Raw genomic sequence first — 16,180 nt, 5'->3', positions numbered from 1 at the left:
ATCCCGCCCATTAGCTGGCAGTTTCATGACTCCAAGCCGCCGACCGGGACCCGCAAAGGTATAAAGAGATCCCGGAGGTCAACACCCGACAGCGCGATGCGCCCTCGGGTGCTTTTTGGCTTTGCGTCTTGTTTTTGCCAGCGAAAGCACCGACGTTTCGGAGACCCCGGAACGAAGAAGGAAGAAACGATGTTTGAAAACCTCCAGGACCGCCTTGGTTCCATTCTGAATGGACTGACCGGCCGTGGCGCGCTGACGGAAGCCGATGTTGCCGCCGCCCTGCGCGAGGTTCGCCGTGCGCTTCTGGAAGCGGACGTGGCGCTGGAAGTCGTGCGTTCCTTCACCGACAAGGTGCGTGAAAAGGCCGTCGGCGCGGCCGTCCTGAAATCCATCAAGCCCGGCCAGATGGTCGTCAAGATCGTCCATGACGAGCTTGTCGAAATGCTCGGCACCGAAGGCGTCTCCATCGACCTTCATGCCCCGGCTCCCGTCGTCATCATGATGGTGGGTCTGCAGGGCTCGGGTAAGACGACCACGACCGGCAAGATCGCCAAGCGCCTGACCGACCGCGACAAGAAGAAGGTGCTGATGGCATCTCTCGACACGCGTCGTCCGGCAGCACAGGAGCAGCTTCGCCAGCTTGGCGTCCAGACCGGCGTCGACACGTTGCCGATCATCGCCGGCCAGTCGCCGACCGATATCGCCGCACGCGCTGTGCAGGCGGCAAAGCTCGGCGGCCATGACGTCGTCATTCTCGATACCGCCGGCCGTACCCATATCGACGAACCCTTGATGCTGGAAATGGCCGACATCAAGAAGAAGTCCAACCCGCATGAAATCCTGCTGGTCGCGGATTCGCTGACCGGTCAGGACGCCGTCAATCTGGCGCGCAATTTCGATGAGCGTGTCGGCATCACCGGTCTCGTGCTCACCCGTATGGACGGTGACGGCCGCGGCGGTGCGGCCCTCTCCATGCGCGCCGTCACCGGCAAGCCGATCAAGCTAATCGGTATCGGCGAGCGCATGAACGAACTCGACGAGTTCCATCCGCGCCGTATCGCCGACCGTATTCTCGGCATGGGCGACATCGTCTCGCTGGTCGAAAAGGCCGCCGAAAACATCGATGCGGAAAAAGCCCGCGCCATGGCCGAGAAGATGGCCAAGGGCAAGTTCGACCTCAACGATCTGGCCGACCAGCTTGGCCAGATGAAGAAGATGGGCGGCATGGGCGGCATCATGGGGCTTATGCCCGGCATGGCCGGCATGAAGGACAAAATGGCTTCGGCCGGTATGAACGACAAGATGTTCGACCGTCAGATCGCCATCATCTCCTCCATGACCAAGGCGGAACGCGCCAATCCGGATATTCTGAAGCACAGCCGCAAGAAGCGCATCGCCGCCGGTTCCGGCACCGATGCCGCCGAAATCAACAAGCTCCTGAAAATGCATCGCGGCATGGCCGACATGATGAAGGCCATGGGCGGCAAGGGCAAAGGCGGCATCATGAAACAGATGATGGGCGGCCTTGCCGGCAAGATGGGCCTCGGTGGCATGATGGGCGGCGGCATGCCTGACCTGTCGAACATTGATCCGAAGCAGCTTGAGGCGCTCCAGAAACAGGCTGAAGCCGCCGGCCTCGGCAAGCCGGGCGCAATGCCAGGTCTTGGCGGCCTGCCGGGCGGGCTGCCCGGTCTCGGTGGGGCAAAGCTGCCGGGTCTTGGTGGCATGCCGGGCCTGCCCGGTTTCCCGAAAAAGAAGTGAGGTCGACGCCGATGAACAATGCAGAGGTGAAAGCCCAGCTTTCCGAATACCGCCAGTCGATCGACAATATCGATGCCGCACTGGTTCACATTCTTGCCGAACGTTTCCGCTGCACCAAGGCGGTGGGCGTATTGAAGGCAAAATACAGTTTGCCGCCGGCCGACCCGGCGCGCGAGGAATACCAGATCGAACGCCTTCGCCGTCTGGCGAAGGACGCCAATCTGGACCCGGATTTCGCCGAGAAGTTCCTGAACTTCGTCATCAAGGAAGTCATCCGGCATCATGAAGCAATAGCCGCTGAACATGGCGGTAATGAAAAGACCGCCTGAACGGCGGACAAGCCATCCTAAGGAGTAAATGACATGGCACTGAAAATTCGTCTCGCACGCGGTGGTTCCAAGAAGCGCCCGTACTACCAGATCGTCGTTGCTGACGCCCGCTCGCCCCGCGACGGCCGTTTCCTCGAGAAGGTCGGTTCCTGGAACCCGATGCTTGCCAAGGACAACCCGCAGCGCGTTGAGCTGAAGGCTGACCTCATCAAGGAATGGATCGCCAAGGGCGCGCAGCCGACCGACCGCGTTCTGCGCTTCCTCGCCGAAGCCGGCCTTGCCGAGCGCGCCGCTCGCAGCAACCCGGAAAAGGCAAAGCCGGGCAAGCGCGCTCTGGAGCGCGTTGCTGAAAAGAAGCAGAAGGCTGAAGATGCAGCCGCTGCTGCTGCGGAAGCCTCTGCTGCAGAATAATCTGCACGGAAACTTTTGAAGAACGGGTGGCGTGGTTTTCCATGCCGCCCGTTTTTTGTTTATTTTGGCGTCAACAAACCTTAAAGCTGACGCAACCAACACCAGAAGACGGACGGCCCGATGGCAAAGCTGGAAAACCCGGTACTCATGGCAAAGATCGGCGGCGCGCAGGGCCTGCGCGGCGAAGTCCGTGTCAGCACCTATACGGCCGACCCTCTGGCGCTTGGCGATTACGGCAATCTGGTCACCGCCGATGGCCGCATCTTCGAGATTCTGGAACTGCGCGAGGGCAAGAATGTCGTCGTCGTCCGCTTCCGTGGCATCAACGACCGCAATGCGGCCGAAAGCCTGAACGGGCTGGAACTCTTTGTCGAACGCGACAATCTGCCGGATGACGAACTCGATGACGACGAATTCTATTATGCCGATCTCGAAGGGCTGGAAGCCGTTGACGCCGAGGGAAAAAGCTATGGTGCCGTCAGCGCCGTCTATGATTTCGGCGCCGGCGATCTGCTGGAACTGAAAGGCGCCGGCCGCCGGCCCGCCCTTATTCCATTTTCAGAAGCGGCCGTGCTTGAGATCGATCTGGAAGCGGGGCGCATTCTCATCGATCCCATGGCCGCCGGCCTGATCGACAATCCTGACGACAAGAACGAAACCGGCGTACCGCCGTTCGGCAAGAAATAATCCATGACCTTCAAGGCGACCGTGCTGACGCTCTACCCGGAAATGTTTCCGGGGCATCTCCAATATTCGCTGGCCGGCAAGGCGCTGGAGCGGGGGCAATGGTCGCTGGATGCCGTGCAGATCCGCGAATTCGCCACCGACAGGCACAGAAGCGTCGATGATACGCCCGCAGGCGGCGGTGCCGGCATGGTGCTGAAACCCGATGTTCTGGCTATGGCGATCGATCATGTTTCAAATGGCGATACTCGACCACGGCTGCTGATGAGCCCGCGCGGCAAACCCCTGTCTCAGAACCGCGTGCGGGAACTGGCGGCCGGCGAAGGGGCGATCATCGTCTGCGGCCGTTTCGAAGGTGTCGACCAGCGCGTCATCGAGGCGCGTGGACTGGAGGAAGTGTCGATTGGCGACTACATCCTCTCCGGTGGCGAGCCGGCGGCGCTGACGCTTCTGGATGCCGTCGTCCGCATCCTGCCGGGCGTCATGGGCAACGATCTTTCCGGCGTGCATGAAAGCTTCGAGGGTGGGTTGCTGGAACATCCGCATTATACCCGCCCACAGCTCTGGGAAGGCCGCGATATTCCCGCCATCCTCACCTCCGGCAACCATGCCGCCATCGATAAATGGCGGCACGAACAGGCGCTGGCGTTGACGAAGGAAAGACGGCCCGATCTGCTGGAAAGTACTCAGACCGAGACGAAATAATAGGCCGTCAGCACCAGCCCGACCGCAATGACCAGCCAGCGGATGATCCATTGCGGCACCCGCCTTGCCGTGTGCACACCCACATAGCCGCCAAGTGCCGCCGCCGGGAACATGATGAGGGCGGCCCACCAGGACACGACCCCGCCGCTGACAAAGATCGTGATGGCTATGACGGCAATCACCACCGACAGCAGGTTCTTCAGCGCGTTCAGATGATGATAGCTGCCACCCGAGGTTATTCCGAGGATGGCCAGCATCATGATGCCCATGCCCGCTCCGAAAAAACCGCCATAGATGGAGGCGAGCCCCTGAAAGACAAGGCTCGGCAGATTGCCGGGTGAACGTTCCGCGCTCGCCTTTGGTCGCAGCCATGGGCCGGCCGCGAAAACAGCGGTAGCGGCCAGAAGCAGCCATGGCACCAGCTGACGGAAGGACGGATTGTCGAGCGACAGCAGAAGCAGCGACCCGGCAAGCCCGCCGACAATGGAGACGACAGACAGCGAGACCGCTTCGCGCCAATGTGCACGGATTTCCGGCCCATAGGCGATAACGGAAGTGATATAGCCCGGAAACTGCACGATCGCCGACGTGGCATTGGCGACGATGGGCGGCAGGCCGGCAAGCGTCATCGCCCCGAAGGTCAGGAAGGTGCCGCCACCGGCGATCGCATTGACGACACCCGACAGGAAACCGGTCGCAAACAGCATGAGAATGATAAATACAGACATGGCCCCTCCCAAGGTTCCCATGCCATAACCGGGCAGATGCGCCTTCGCAATCACCGTGATGCAGCGCGTAATTGATAAAATATTGTCATGAAAGGGATGACAAACGGCGCATCCTCGTGTATGTGCCCGCGTGGAATTGGGGTTTACCCCTTTAACCGCAAGCAAAGAATGGCGAACCCGCTCCTGCCGCAAGGCATAGTCTGAAGGCATTGACCGACAGACGACCGTTGAGCGCTCTGGCTGTTTCAGAAGAAATCAGAGGTTAACATGACCAATATCATTCAGCAGCTGGAAGCCGAACAGGCTGCCAAGATCGAAGCAAAGCGCACCCTGCCGGACTTTTCTCCGGGCGATACGCTGCGCGTCAACGTGCGCGTGACGGAAGGTAACCGTACCCGCGTTCAGGCTTACGAAGGCGTTTGCATCGCTCGTTCCGGCGGTGGCCTTTCCGAAAGCTTCACCGTTCGCAAGATCTCCTACGGCGAAGGCGTCGAGCGCGTATTCCCGATCTACTCCCCGCTGGTCGAAGGCGTTGAAATCGTTCGCCGTGGTAAGGTTCGCCGCGCGAAGCTCTACTACCTGCGCGACCGTCGCGGCAAGGCTGCCCGTATCGTTGAAAACACCGGTACGCGCGCACGCAAGCTGAACGAATCCGAGCGCCAGGCAGCTGCCGAAGAAAAGGCACGTCTGGAAGCTGAAAAGGTAGCAGCAGCACAGGCTCTCGCCGCCGAAAAGGCAGCAGCCGAAGCCGCAGAAGCCAAGGCAGCGGAAGAAGCAGCAAAGGCTGCAGAAGCCACGGCGGAATAAGATTCCATTTCGATGGATGCACGAAAGGCGACCTTCGGGTCGCCTTTTTTGTGGTGCCTGACGGCCAATCGGAAGTCGCAGCCCACAGATTGGGAATTCGATACCTGACCTGAACTATGCGCGACGGGCGATAGGCCAGAAAACCGAAAGAAAAGCCGCCATCCTTCCCGTCGGCCGCACGTCCTTCAGTCTTTTTTAATGGGAGGATACGGCAAATTCCAACAAGATAACGGATACTTACTTAAATTTTTCGTGCGGGTGTTTTAGCCCTTCCTCGAATAGCATTGCCTAATTCCTTTTATTGTGCAATTTTCTTGCTGTTTTAGGTGTTATTATGTTTTTCTTTAATTCTTTTTTAACAAGAAATAAGTCTGCCTTTTTCGCCGTTGGCCTCGCCAGCGCGTTGATGAACGTTCTCAATCTTTCCGGCTCACTTTTCATGCTGGAAGTTTACGACCGGATTCTGCCCAGCAAGAGCATTCCATCTCTTGTGGCGTTGGTCGTTCTGCTTGTCGTTCTCTACGCGTTTCTTACGGGGTTCGATGCATTGCGAGGCCGGATATTGGCGCGCATCTCCGACAATATGGACGACGCGCTCAATCGGAAGCTTTTCCGGGCGTCGATCAGCACGCCGCTCATCGCTTCCGCCAAAGTCGATGGTTTGCAGATCATCGGCGATCTCGACCAGATTCGTCAGTTTCTCTCCGGGCCGGGACCGGCGGCGTTTTTCGATATTCCCTGGCTGCCCGTCTATCTCGTGATCTGTTTTGCCCTGCATCCGTGGATCGGCTTTGCCGTGCTCGCCGGCGCCGTGGTTCTTGTCTTGCTGACGCTGCTGACCAATTGGCTGACCGAAAGAGCGACAAAGCAGGCCTATACCGTGCGGGGACACAGAAACGCGCTTGTCGGCAGCAGCCAGCGCAACATCGAATCCATCAGGACCATGGGCATGATGGGAGCGGTGACCTCGATGTGGGATGAGCTGCATTCCGGCTATCGCGCCATCACCCTGTCGACATCCGATACGACCGGCATGCTTGGCGCAATATCCCGAACATTCCGCCTGTTGCTGCAATCCGGTGTCATGGCGCTTGGCGCCGTGCTGGTGATCGACGGCCACGCATCGGCGGGCAGCATCATTGCCGGCTCGATCCTCTCGGCAAAGGCGCTTGGCCCCGTCGAACATGCGATTGCAAACTGGCGCAGTTTCATGACTGCCCGGCAGGGGTGGAAACGCGTCAACGAATTCCTTGAACTGGTGCCCGAACCCGCACCGCCTCTCTCCCTGCCGCGTCCGCAATATACCGTTGCCGTCGATCGCGTCACCGGTGGCCCGCCCAATGGTGCGCGCGATACCGTAGCCGATATCTCCTTCACGCTGAATGCGGGCGATGGTCTCGGCATCATTGGCCCAAGCGCATCCGGCAAATCCACGCTGGCACGTTTGATAGCCGGCATCTGGCCCTATGAACGCGGCTCCGTCCGCTTCGATGGGGCGGCACTGAACCAGTGGGATTTCGAGTTTCTCGGCAAATCCATCGGCTACATGCCCCAGCAGGTGGAGCTAATGCCGGGAACAGTGGCGCAGAATATCGCCCGCTTCGACCGTGATGCGACCGCGGAATCGATCGTCGCCGCCGCCAAGGCTGCCCAGGTGCATGAGCTGATTCTGAACCTGCCCAATGGCTACGACACCCACATAGGCGATCGTGGCGAGGCTTTGTCGGGTGGGCAAAAACAGCGCATCGGCCTGGCACGCGCGCTGTTCGGCGAGCCCTTCTTCGTTCTTCTCGACGAACCGAACTCCAATCTGGACAGCGAAGGCGAAGCGGCCCTACGCACTGCCATTGGCGATATCAGGGCGCGGGGCGGCATCGTCGTCGTCATTGCCCATCGCCCCAGCGCCATCGAAAGCATCAATCTGGTGATGGTGATGAGCAATGGCCGGATGCTGCGCTTCGGCACCAAGGAAGAGGTGCTTGCGCAAATCCTGCGACAGAATATCCGCCAGGTGTCGGAGGGGGAAGAAACACGCAAGATCGAAAGCCGGGTGAGCGAAAATGGCTGAGGCGGAAAAAGCCGGTATGACAAATCCGTCCATCGTCAGGCACTCGGCGGCGGTGATCGTTCTTGCCCTCGGCCTTCTGGTCGGATTGGGCGGCTGGGCGGCTCTCGCGAAGCTTGCGGGCGCCGTGGTGGCCACGGGCCGGGTTGTGGTTGAGGGCAACTCCAAAAAGATCCAGCATCTTTCCGGCGGGATCGTCAGCGAGATCGATGTCGCCGAAGGCGACAGGGTCGAGGCGGGCCAGGTCGTGGTGCGGCTGAGCAGCACGATCGTTCAGGCGAACCTCTCCATCGTTGAAAACACGCTCGCGCAACTCTATTCGCGCCGGGCGCGCCTGCGTGCGGAGATTGCCGAGGAACCCTCTTTCACCGTGCAGGAAGACCTGGCGGCGCTGACGACTTCCAAGGCCGCCAAGACCTTCATCGACAGTGAGCAGAACCTTTTCAGCAGCCGTCGTAACGCGTTGGTCGGGATGAAAAAGCAGCTCGGAACACGCAAGGATCAGCTGGCCGACGAGGCGCGGGGTCTCGAGGTGCAGGTGGAGGCGACGGGAAATGAGCTTGCCATTGTAAAGGACGATGTTTCCAAGACCGATGAGCTCTTCAAAAAAGGGCTCGTCACGCTTCAGCGCCTCAATCTCCTCAAGCGCCAGCTTTCCAATCTCGAGGGCCAGCAGGGCCAATATATGGCGGCTCGCGCGCAGACGGTGGGCAAGCTGAGCGAACTGGACCTGCAGTTGCTTCAGCTCGACGAAGACCGCAAATCGGAAGTCACGAAAGATCTGACCGCGATCGAAGCAACGGTCGCAGAATACGAAGAACGGCTTGCGGCAACGCGCGACCAGCTGGACCGCCTCGATATCCGCTCGCCGATTTCCGGTCGCATCTACCAGCTTTCAGTGCACAACATAAATGGCGTCATCCAACCGGGCGAAGTGCTGATGCTGGTCGTGCCGGAGCAGGATGAGCTTGCCATCGAAGCCAATATAACCCCGCGCGACATCGATCAGATTTACGTCGGGCAGCCGGTTACCGTTCGCTTCACGGCATTCAATCAAAGCACGACGCCGGATTTGAGCGCGGAAGTTGCTGTCGTTGCCCCCGATCTGCAGGCAGATCCCCGAACTGGCGCATCCTATTACGCGCTGCGCATCAAACCCGACAAGACCGGCATGTCTCATCTGCCAGGTGGGCGGTTGTACCCCGGCATGCCCGCTGAAGTATTCATACAGACCAGCGAAAGGAGTGTTCTTTCTTATTTTGTGAAGCCATTCCAGGATAGACTTAGAAAGACATTCGTTCAGGAATAATTCATCACCAAAAACGCGTTATCCAGTAAAAATTTCCATAAATATTATTATTATCAATTTTTATAAAAAACGAATTAATATATTGTACTATGAATTTTTATGGATTAGAAATTGCATGCAAATTTATCCAAAAGCACATTTTCACTTCAATTCATTCTCAAAAATTTATGGGAGAGTAACATGGCATTGACGGTAACTTTCGGTAACGGCGGCGCTTACACGGTCGCTTCGCTCACCAATCCGGTCGATCAGGAAACATACAAACTCCTCGATGAAGCGACGACGCAGACCAAGAACGGCTCCTCGCTCAATACCGGCATCGTTCAGGTCGACAACCCGGCCGCCAAGGTCGCTGTCGGATACAATGCCGATACCAACAGCTTCAATTTCGACGTCGTGACGGCGTGGAACTCCGTGAAAAACGTCCTCGCCAAATCCAACACATCCGAAAACCTTTCGTTCAAGGATTTCGTTCACGTCGACGTTCACCTCGGCGGCACGGGTTCCTCCAACGTTGAAGTTCTCAACGCCAAGCGTGGCAATATTTCCACGGGCTCGGGCAACGACACGGTCACCGTCTCCCTCGTTTCGAACGAGAAGTTCTGGGTAAATGCCTTCAACGTCGATACCGGCGCCGGCAACGACACCATCACTTTCAAGGCAGGCAAGGCGTTCAACGACACCTCCGCCGGAGGTACGGGCGGTATTGTCAGCGCCCAGGCTGTGAACGGCGGCGCTGGCGTCACCGACGGCAGCTTCACCACCGTCAAGATCGATGCCGGTGCCGGCAACGATACGATCGACCTGAGCGGTGTGAACCTTGCTTCCTCGCTGGTAACCGGCGGCAAGGGCATCGACAACATCAAGGCAAGCGGTGGCGCCGACACTTTCGTCTTCAATCTCGGCGACATGGCCAAGAGCCTTGCCACCGACAGCATCGAAGGCTTTGACGTCGTCAAGGACAAGCTCAAGCTGGTCGGTACGGTGATCGATAACTGGGCAGTATCGACGAGCGATAGCGACACCATCCTTACCTACAACGTCACTGGCGAGCACAAGGGCGAGAAAATCGTTCTTTCCGGCGTTCACCTGACCGGTAGCGACTGGTTCACCGCATAATTCCCTCAAAGGGATCGCATACAACAGTGCTTAAAATAGTCGTGGCCCGGACATATCCGGGCCACGATTTTTGTATGTATGAGAGCCGTAATTTACGGCTGTCGCTTTCTTCAAGGTCAGGCCATCTTGGCCTGGCTCCCCATTTTACGCGTGGCGATGATGACCAATACGCCCGCAAGCGCCAGGCACAGGGCGAGGAAGAACATCGGCGCGATGGTGCTGCCGGTCTGATCCTTGATCCAGGGCACGACATTCTGCGCCACGAAGCCACCCAGATTGCCGACGGAATTGATGGCGGCAATGCCAGCAGCCGCACCCGCACCCTTGAGGAAGCGGCCGGGCAGGCTCCAGAATACCGGCTGGCCGGCAAAGATACCCGCAGCGGCAACGCACAGGAAGGCAAACTGCAAGACGGGATCGCTGAGCAGCGCCGACATCAACAGGCAGAAGGCGCCAACGAAGGCAGGACCAACGATATAGGGCGTCTTGTTCTTTGCCTTATCGGCCGCCAAAGGCACGACGAACAGGGCGATGGCGACGATCACCCAGGGGATGATGTTGATGAAGCCATTGGCGGTATTGGAAACGCCGAAGCTCTTCACAATCGTCGGAAGCCAGTAGCTGAGACCGTAGGCCGCCAGCGGAAAACCGACATAACAAAGCGCCATGAACAGGACACGCGGATTGGTCAGCGCCTTGAAGCCGTCTTCCGCATGATCTTCCATGCCCTTGTTTTCTTCGGCCAGACGATTCTTCAGCCAGTCCTTCTCGTCCTGTGTCAGGAACTTCGCCTTTTCGGGCGTATCATCCAGATAAAAGAAGGTGGCGACGCCGGCGATGACAGCCGGAATACCCGTTGCCAGGAATACCCATTCCCAGCCGGCATAACCGAGGAAACCGTCGAGATCGAGCAGTATGCCGCCGAGCGGCGCGCCGATGGCATTGGCAAGCGCGCTGAAGATCATGAACAGGCCGATCATGCGGCCGCGATAATCACGCGGGAACCAGAGCGTCATCAAGAACAGCACGCCGGGGAAGAAGCCAGCCTCGCAAAGCCCGAGCAGGAAGCGCAGGATGTAGAACATCGTGGCGTTCTGCGTATAGGCAAGCGCGATGGTAACGGCACCCCAGGAAACCAGAATGCGGGCGAACCATTTGCTGGCGCCGAAACGGTTGAGGAACAGGTTGCTCGGAACTTCGAAGATGAAGTAACCGATGAAGAACAGCGAAGCGCCAAGACCGTAGGCATATTCGCTCAGGCTCAGCGCATCGACCATCTGCAGCTTGGCATAGCTGACATTCTGGCGGTCGATATAAGCGATGAGATAGAGAAGGCCAAGAAACGGCATCAGCCGCCAGGTGATCTTCGAGATAAGGGCTTTTTCGGATACCATATGCTTTTCCCTCCCTTCGATTTCTCGTCGAAATGCAGATGATAAGGGAACCCATCTATATGTGCGTCGCAAAATACGCAAGTTGCATCGCATCATGACAATGGGCGGAACCTCCGCAGAACAGGCAAGTCACGGTCGGAATAGCATGGTGCAGCGCATATAAGAGCCGCCCATCAACCGCTCTGCCGACAATACGCATCCATATTGCCGTAAAACCGGCGATCTGCTATGAAAGCTGCCATGGGATCTAAATTCGGATGTCTCGCACAGAATGTTTACGTGCTGCAGGACCACAAGCGTCTGCCGGCACGGTTCTTTGCGCGCGTTTCCGGGGCGCTCACCAGCCGACTTAGGCTCGCCTGACAGCACCCGCTGTCCACCGCCTTTTTGAACCCCGATTACCCTTTTTCATGACAAGGCATAGAGCCATGAGCGCACCCCGCACCTTATATGACAAGATCTGGGACGACCACGTCGTCAATCGTGACCCGGACGGAACCTGTCTTCTCTACATCGACCGTCACCTCGTGCACGAGGTGACGAGCCCACAGGCCTTCGAAGGTCTGCGTATGGCCGGCCGCCCGGTCCATTCGCCGACCCGCACGCTGGCTGTGGTCGACCATAACGTCCCGACCACCGCCGACAGGCTGGAAGGCATCAAGAACGAGGAAAGCCGTATTCAGGTGGAAGCGCTTGCGCAGAACGCCAAGGATTTCGGTGTGGAATATTATTCCGAGCGCGACAAGCGCCAGGGCATCGTCCATATCGTTGGCCCCGAACAGGGCTTCACCCTGCCCGGCATGACCATCGTCTGCGGTGACAGCCACACCTCCACCCACGGTGCTTTCGGCGCGCTCGCACATGGCATCGGCACTTCGGAAGTGGAACATGTTCTGGCCACCCAGACACTGATCCAGAAAAAGGCCAAGAACATGCTGGTACGTGTCGACGGCAAGATTCCGGAAGGCGTCACGGCCAAGGATATCATCCTTGCCATTATCGGCGAGATCGGTACCGCCGGCGGCACCGGCCATGTGATCGAATTTGCCGGCGAGGCAATCCGGTCGCTCTCCATGGAAGGCCGCATGACGGTCTGCAACATGACCATCGAAGGCGGAGCCCGCGCCGGTCTGATCGCACCGGATGAGACGACCTTCGACTACATCAAGGACAAGCCGCGCGCACCGAAGGGCGAAACGCTGGAACAGGCCATCGCCTATTGGAAGACGCTGAAATCCGATGAAGGCGCTCACTACGACAAGGTCGTGGTGCTGGATGCGGCCAACCTGCCGCCCATCGTCTCCTGGGGTTCGTCACCGGAAGACGTGACCTCCGTTCAGGGCATCGTTCCCAATCCGGACGATATCGCGGAAGAAAACAAGCGCACCTCCAAGTGGCGCGCGCTTGAATATATGGGCCTGAAGCCCGGCACGCGCATCACCGACATCGCCATCGACCGCGTCTTCATCGGCTCCTGCACCAATGGCCGCATCGAGGATCTGCGTGCGGCGGCGAAGATCGTTGATGGCCGCAAGGTGGCCCCCACCGTCTCGGCCATGATCGTGCCCGGCTCCGGCCTCGTGAAGGAACAGGCGGAAAAGGAAGGTCTGGACAAGATTTTCCTCGACGCCGGTTTCGAGTGGCGCGAACCGGGCTGCTCCATGTGCCTTGCCATGAATGACGACCGCCTGAAGCCCGGCGAACGCTGCGCCTCGACCTCGAACCGCAATTTCGAGGGCCGTCAGGGTTACAAGAGCCGCACCCACCTCGTCTCCCCCGCCATGGCGGCAGCGGCGGCGATTGCCGGTCATTTCGTCGACGTGCGCGAGTGGGAGTAAGAGCCTGAAGTCCGCTTAAGACGAGCCACTTGCCCCGCACAGGGGTGGGTGGCTTTTTATTGCGCCCCTTGCAAACGCCGCTGCGGCTGCGTCCCGTGCAGAAATACCGCAAAAGTATCCCAGGGCGGCGTGATGGCGAGCTGGCTCAAAATACGCGCAACCTCGCCCCTGTGAATGCCGGCATGCAGGACCATATGTGAGATCATCTCTGCGCGGGACATGTACCCCCTGTCGCCATCCGTAAAGGTGAAGGCGACGAACTCGCCGAGCGACGCCGGCGATGTTGCCTCGATATAATCGAGATACCAGCCATCAAGAGCGGCGACATCCTTCGCAAGATCACCCAGTTGCGGTGTTACCTCGGTATTGTCCGAGAGAAAACCGTGTGCCGTTCCGGTGAGGTGACCCGAAAAAATCCTTGCGACGACGTAATAGTGATTGATCAGCCGAATGGCGGCGTGGCGTTCGGATGCGTTTCGATCGGGATCGAGGTGTTGCAGCTTCTCGAACAAGTCCCTGTTCGCCCATGCGTGATAGCCGAGCAGGCTCCTGAGCAAATCCCTCATGACAATATCCTTTACATCTGAAAAATGTGAGCATTATGTTTATATTTTCGCCATGGAGGACGGCTTGTCTACTCGCATTGCCAAGCGGAAGACCGAGATGCGCAAGGAGCCGCGTCAGGAGCGTTCCAGGGCCACGGTCGATGCCGTCATCCACGCAGCGGCTCGCATTTTGAGCGATCACGGCTGGGCGGGCTTCACCACGAACAAGGTGGCAAAAACGGCTGGCGTCAGCATCGGCTCGCTTTATCAATATTTCCCGGACAAGGTTTCGATCGTGGAAGCGGTGCGCCATCGTCACCTCGAGGACTGCCTCTCGGTGATGAAGCGCGTTGCCGAACGGCAGCAATCGCTTGCCAAATTCGTGGAAGAACTCGTGACCGGCATGATCGCGGTCCACAGCTCCATCCCGGCCTTCACAAGGTCCTTCTGGATGACGCGCCGAGCCACGAGGGAATGAACGATCCGAACAGCGCCTTCGAACAGGAATATCTCGGTCTCTATGCGGCCGCGATCGCGGCACATATGGCCGGTTCGAAGGCAGAGAGCAGAACGGCGGCCCTGATCGTATCAGACGCCATCGACGGCATCATTCACAATGCCGCCCGCCGTGGAGAATTACAGTCACCCAAAGTCAGGCGGGAAATGATCGCACTCGTTCACGCCTATCTGTCGAAGGCAAGCGGCCAATAAAAGCTTCTCAGCTCATTCCGAAATAATCTTCACCCGCTGACCGGGCTGAATGGTGGCCGTGGCGCTCATCGCGTTGATCATGCGGAACATGTCGAGCTTCCGGTCGGTTCCCATCATCCGTGCCGCCATCGTCGCCACGGTTTCACCGGACTTCACCGTCACCACCCGCACTCTCAGCGGCTTCAGCGAGGCGATCTCCTGCGGCGTCATCTTGCGGAAGCTGGTGCGCAATATATTGGCGATGGAATCGAGCTGCGTATTGCCCTTCGGCACCGCCGTCAGGAACCGGAAAATCTGCTGCCCGACACGGATGACGGTCACGTCGAAATCCCATTTATCCGCGCTGGCGCGGGCTGTCGCGGCTTCCAGACCATTGATCTGTGTTTCCTTGACGGTTTCCGGCAACAGGCCGGCAACCCAGCCGCTGGTCAGGTAATTGGCAAGGCTCGTCTGTTTCGGATCGGCCACGCCGTCGAAACGGATCGCCATGTCGCCCGGCCCCGTCGCCAGAACGGCCTCCACCTTGTTGTCGATGACGAAACCTTCCGGCACATCGAAGCGGATACCCAGCGTTCCATGCAGGAATGTCTGACCGCGGACGTAACCTTCCTGCGGGCTGTCGCCATAAAGCAGGCCATCTATGCCATCCAGAAACCAGTCGCGGCCACGATCCCCGACCTGACCTTCCTGGCCGAAGGCGCGGGCATGACGGCGCGCCAGTTCGATGCGCTGCGGCGTATTGGGGTGGCTGGAAAGGAAGTCAAGGCTCTGATCGTTTTCGGGATCAGCCGAGGAGAACCGCGCATAGGCCGCCATGGAATCCAGAAAACGCGGCGATGCGAAGGGATCGTAGCCAGCCTCGCCCAGCATGCGAACGCCGATCACGTCCGCCTGCAATTCCTGTTGGCGGGAGAAGGCCGCAAGCCGCAGCTTGCCGCGGGCCAGTGCCTGCTTGCCGGCGAGATCGCTCGACAGCACCTCGGCGACTACGCGGCTCGCAATCACCTCGGCCTCTTCGCGGCGCTGGCGTTCGATGCCGTGGTTTGCGGTCACATGGCCCATCTCGTGCGACAGCACGGCCGCCACTTCAGAAGCATCATTGGCAAGCGCCAGAAGTCCGCGCGTCACGTAGAGATATCCGCCGGGCAATGCGAAAGCATTGATGGCGGGGGAGTTCAGAATGGTGATGCGATAGGATTGCTGCGGATTTTCCGAGACAGCCGTCAGCGCGCCGGCAATGCGGGCGACCAACCGCTCCGTCTTGGCGTCACGATATTCGCCGCCATAACTTGCGACGATGCGCGGATGTTCGCGCGCACCCATCTGGGCGCGCGGATCATTCTTCTGCACCTCTTCCACGGTCTGGGGATTATCCGAAGGACGCAATGTGGACTGGTAGGCCGGGCTGAAGAGGGACTGGCACGATGACAGCAACACGGCGGACGCCGTCAGCGCGGACCAGGCCGCAGCAAGCCGGCCGGAACGGCGAAGGCCTGAACCGGAGAAGAGCCTCCGCTGTGCAGTCATGCTATTTTTCATTCTCTATGCCTGCCCCTTAACGTTCCTGATCATCCGTTAATTGCAGACCAGAATAACAGATTCGCCCCAATGGGCGATGAATGCCAAAGCGGTAAAAACGATCCATCAAGTCCGGAATATTCCTGAAGAACGCAATAATTCCCATCTTTTCTCGGACAACAACTTGAAACTGGCAAGTGCAAATTAGCGCCATTGAAGTCATCTAAAGCGATTGCCAGCGGCGCGCGTCGAAAAT

General features: G+C 58.8%; 14 protein-coding genes and 1 pseudogene. 11 read left to right on the top strand and 4 right to left on the bottom strand.

Translation table 11 applies throughout. From position 1 onward, the window contains the following. Positions 1 to 189 precede the first annotated feature (189 nt). From ffh to trmD, 5 genes are all read left to right on the top strand, one after another. Complete coding sequence (gene ffh, locus O3S81_RS22515; protein WP_269346835.1) at positions 190 to 1,761, top strand: signal recognition particle protein; 1,572 nt, start codon at positions 190 to 192, stop codon at positions 1,759 to 1,761. Positions 1,762 to 1,772: 11 nt separating this feature from the next. Next, positions 1,773 to 2,090, top strand: coding sequence for a chorismate mutase (locus O3S81_RS22510; protein ID WP_269346833.1), 318 nt, complete (start codon positions 1,773 to 1,775; stop codon positions 2,088 to 2,090). A 33-nt stretch (positions 2,091 to 2,123) separates the two neighbouring features. After that, positions 2,124 to 2,501, top strand: coding sequence for a 30S ribosomal protein S16 (gene rpsP, locus O3S81_RS22505; protein ID WP_004443943.1), 378 nt, complete (start codon positions 2,124 to 2,126; stop codon positions 2,499 to 2,501). A gap of 120 nt (positions 2,502 to 2,621) precedes the next feature. Further along, on the top strand, positions 2,622 to 3,188 hold the full coding sequence (gene rimM / locus O3S81_RS22500; protein WP_269346830.1) for a ribosome maturation factor RimM: 567 nt from the start codon (positions 2,622 to 2,624) through the stop codon (positions 3,186 to 3,188). A gap of 3 nt (positions 3,189 to 3,191) precedes the next feature. Then, entirely contained in the window at positions 3,192 to 3,890 is a 699-nt protein-coding gene (gene trmD / locus O3S81_RS22495; protein WP_269346829.1) for a tRNA (guanosine(37)-N1)-methyltransferase TrmD, read from the top strand. On the opposite strand, the gene O3S81_RS22490 is transcribed toward trmD, so the two are convergent. Beyond that, a complete protein-coding gene (locus O3S81_RS22490; protein ID WP_269346828.1) occupies positions 3,872 to 4,618 on the bottom strand; it encodes a sulfite exporter TauE/SafE family protein in 747 nt (248 codons plus the stop codon). The two genes, trmD and O3S81_RS22490, sit on opposite strands and share 19 nt — an antisense overlap. Before the next feature lie 267 nt (positions 4,619 to 4,885). Between O3S81_RS22490 and rplS the strand changes: the two genes are divergently transcribed. From rplS to O3S81_RS22470, 4 genes are all read left to right on the top strand, one after another. Further along, positions 4,886 to 5,425 carry a 50S ribosomal protein L19 gene (gene rplS, locus O3S81_RS22485; protein WP_046799594.1) on the top strand — a complete coding sequence of 180 codons (540 nt, stop codon included), beginning with the start codon at positions 4,886 to 4,888 and terminating at the stop codon, positions 5,423 to 5,425. Positions 5,426 to 5,759: 334 nt separating this feature from the next. Then, positions 5,760 to 7,493, top strand: a complete 1,734-nt coding sequence (locus tag O3S81_RS22480; protein WP_269346825.1) for a type I secretion system permease/ATPase — start codon at positions 5,760 to 5,762, stop codon at positions 7,491 to 7,493. Beyond that, a complete protein-coding gene (locus O3S81_RS22475; RefSeq protein WP_269346823.1) occupies positions 7,486 to 8,799 on the top strand; it encodes an HlyD family type I secretion periplasmic adaptor subunit in 1,314 nt (437 codons plus the stop codon). The genes O3S81_RS22480 and O3S81_RS22475 overlap by 8 nt, the downstream gene beginning before the upstream one ends. Positions 8,800 to 8,979: 180 nt before the next feature. Beyond that, entirely contained in the window at positions 8,980 to 9,918 is a 939-nt protein-coding gene (locus O3S81_RS22470; protein WP_269346822.1) for a rhizobiocin, read from the top strand. A 116-nt stretch (positions 9,919 to 10,034) separates the two neighbouring features. On the opposite strand, the gene O3S81_RS22465 is transcribed toward O3S81_RS22470, so the two are convergent. After that, a complete protein-coding gene (locus O3S81_RS22465; protein ID WP_269346820.1) occupies positions 10,035 to 11,312 on the bottom strand; it encodes an MFS transporter in 1,278 nt (425 codons plus the stop codon). A gap of 428 nt (positions 11,313 to 11,740) precedes the next feature. Here O3S81_RS22465 and leuC point away from each other — a divergent pair, with 428 nt between their 5' ends. Continuing rightward, positions 11,741 to 13,150, top strand: coding sequence for a 3-isopropylmalate dehydratase large subunit (leuC, locus tag O3S81_RS22460; RefSeq protein WP_269346818.1), 1,410 nt, complete (start codon positions 11,741 to 11,743; stop codon positions 13,148 to 13,150). Between the two features lie 56 nt (positions 13,151 to 13,206). Here the strand turns inward: leuC and O3S81_RS22455 are convergent, their stop codons facing one another. Then, positions 13,207 to 13,716 carry a DinB family protein gene (locus O3S81_RS22455; RefSeq protein WP_269346816.1) on the bottom strand — a complete coding sequence of 170 codons (510 nt, stop codon included), beginning with the start codon at positions 13,714 to 13,716 and terminating at the stop codon, positions 13,207 to 13,209. A 97-nt stretch (positions 13,717 to 13,813) separates the two neighbouring features. On the opposite strand from O3S81_RS22455, the pseudogene O3S81_RS22450 reads away from it, so the two are divergent. Beyond that, positions 13,814 to 14,406, top strand: a pseudogene (locus O3S81_RS22450) (TetR/AcrR family transcriptional regulator). A 12-nt stretch (positions 14,407 to 14,418) separates the two neighbouring features. Here the strand turns inward: O3S81_RS22450 and O3S81_RS22445 are convergent. Next, positions 14,419 to 15,933: a M48 family metalloprotease gene (locus O3S81_RS22445; protein WP_269346814.1), complete on the bottom strand. Its 1,515-nt coding sequence runs from the start codon at positions 15,931 to 15,933 to the stop codon at positions 14,419 to 14,421. Positions 15,934 to 16,180 lie beyond the last annotated feature (247 nt).

It is taken from the genome of Agrobacterium sp. SOY23, from assembly GCF_027212525.1.
Lineage (GTDB): Bacteria > Pseudomonadota > Alphaproteobacteria > Rhizobiales > Rhizobiaceae > Agrobacterium > Agrobacterium tumefaciens_I.
This window is presented reverse-complemented; position numbering and strand designations above follow the sequence as displayed.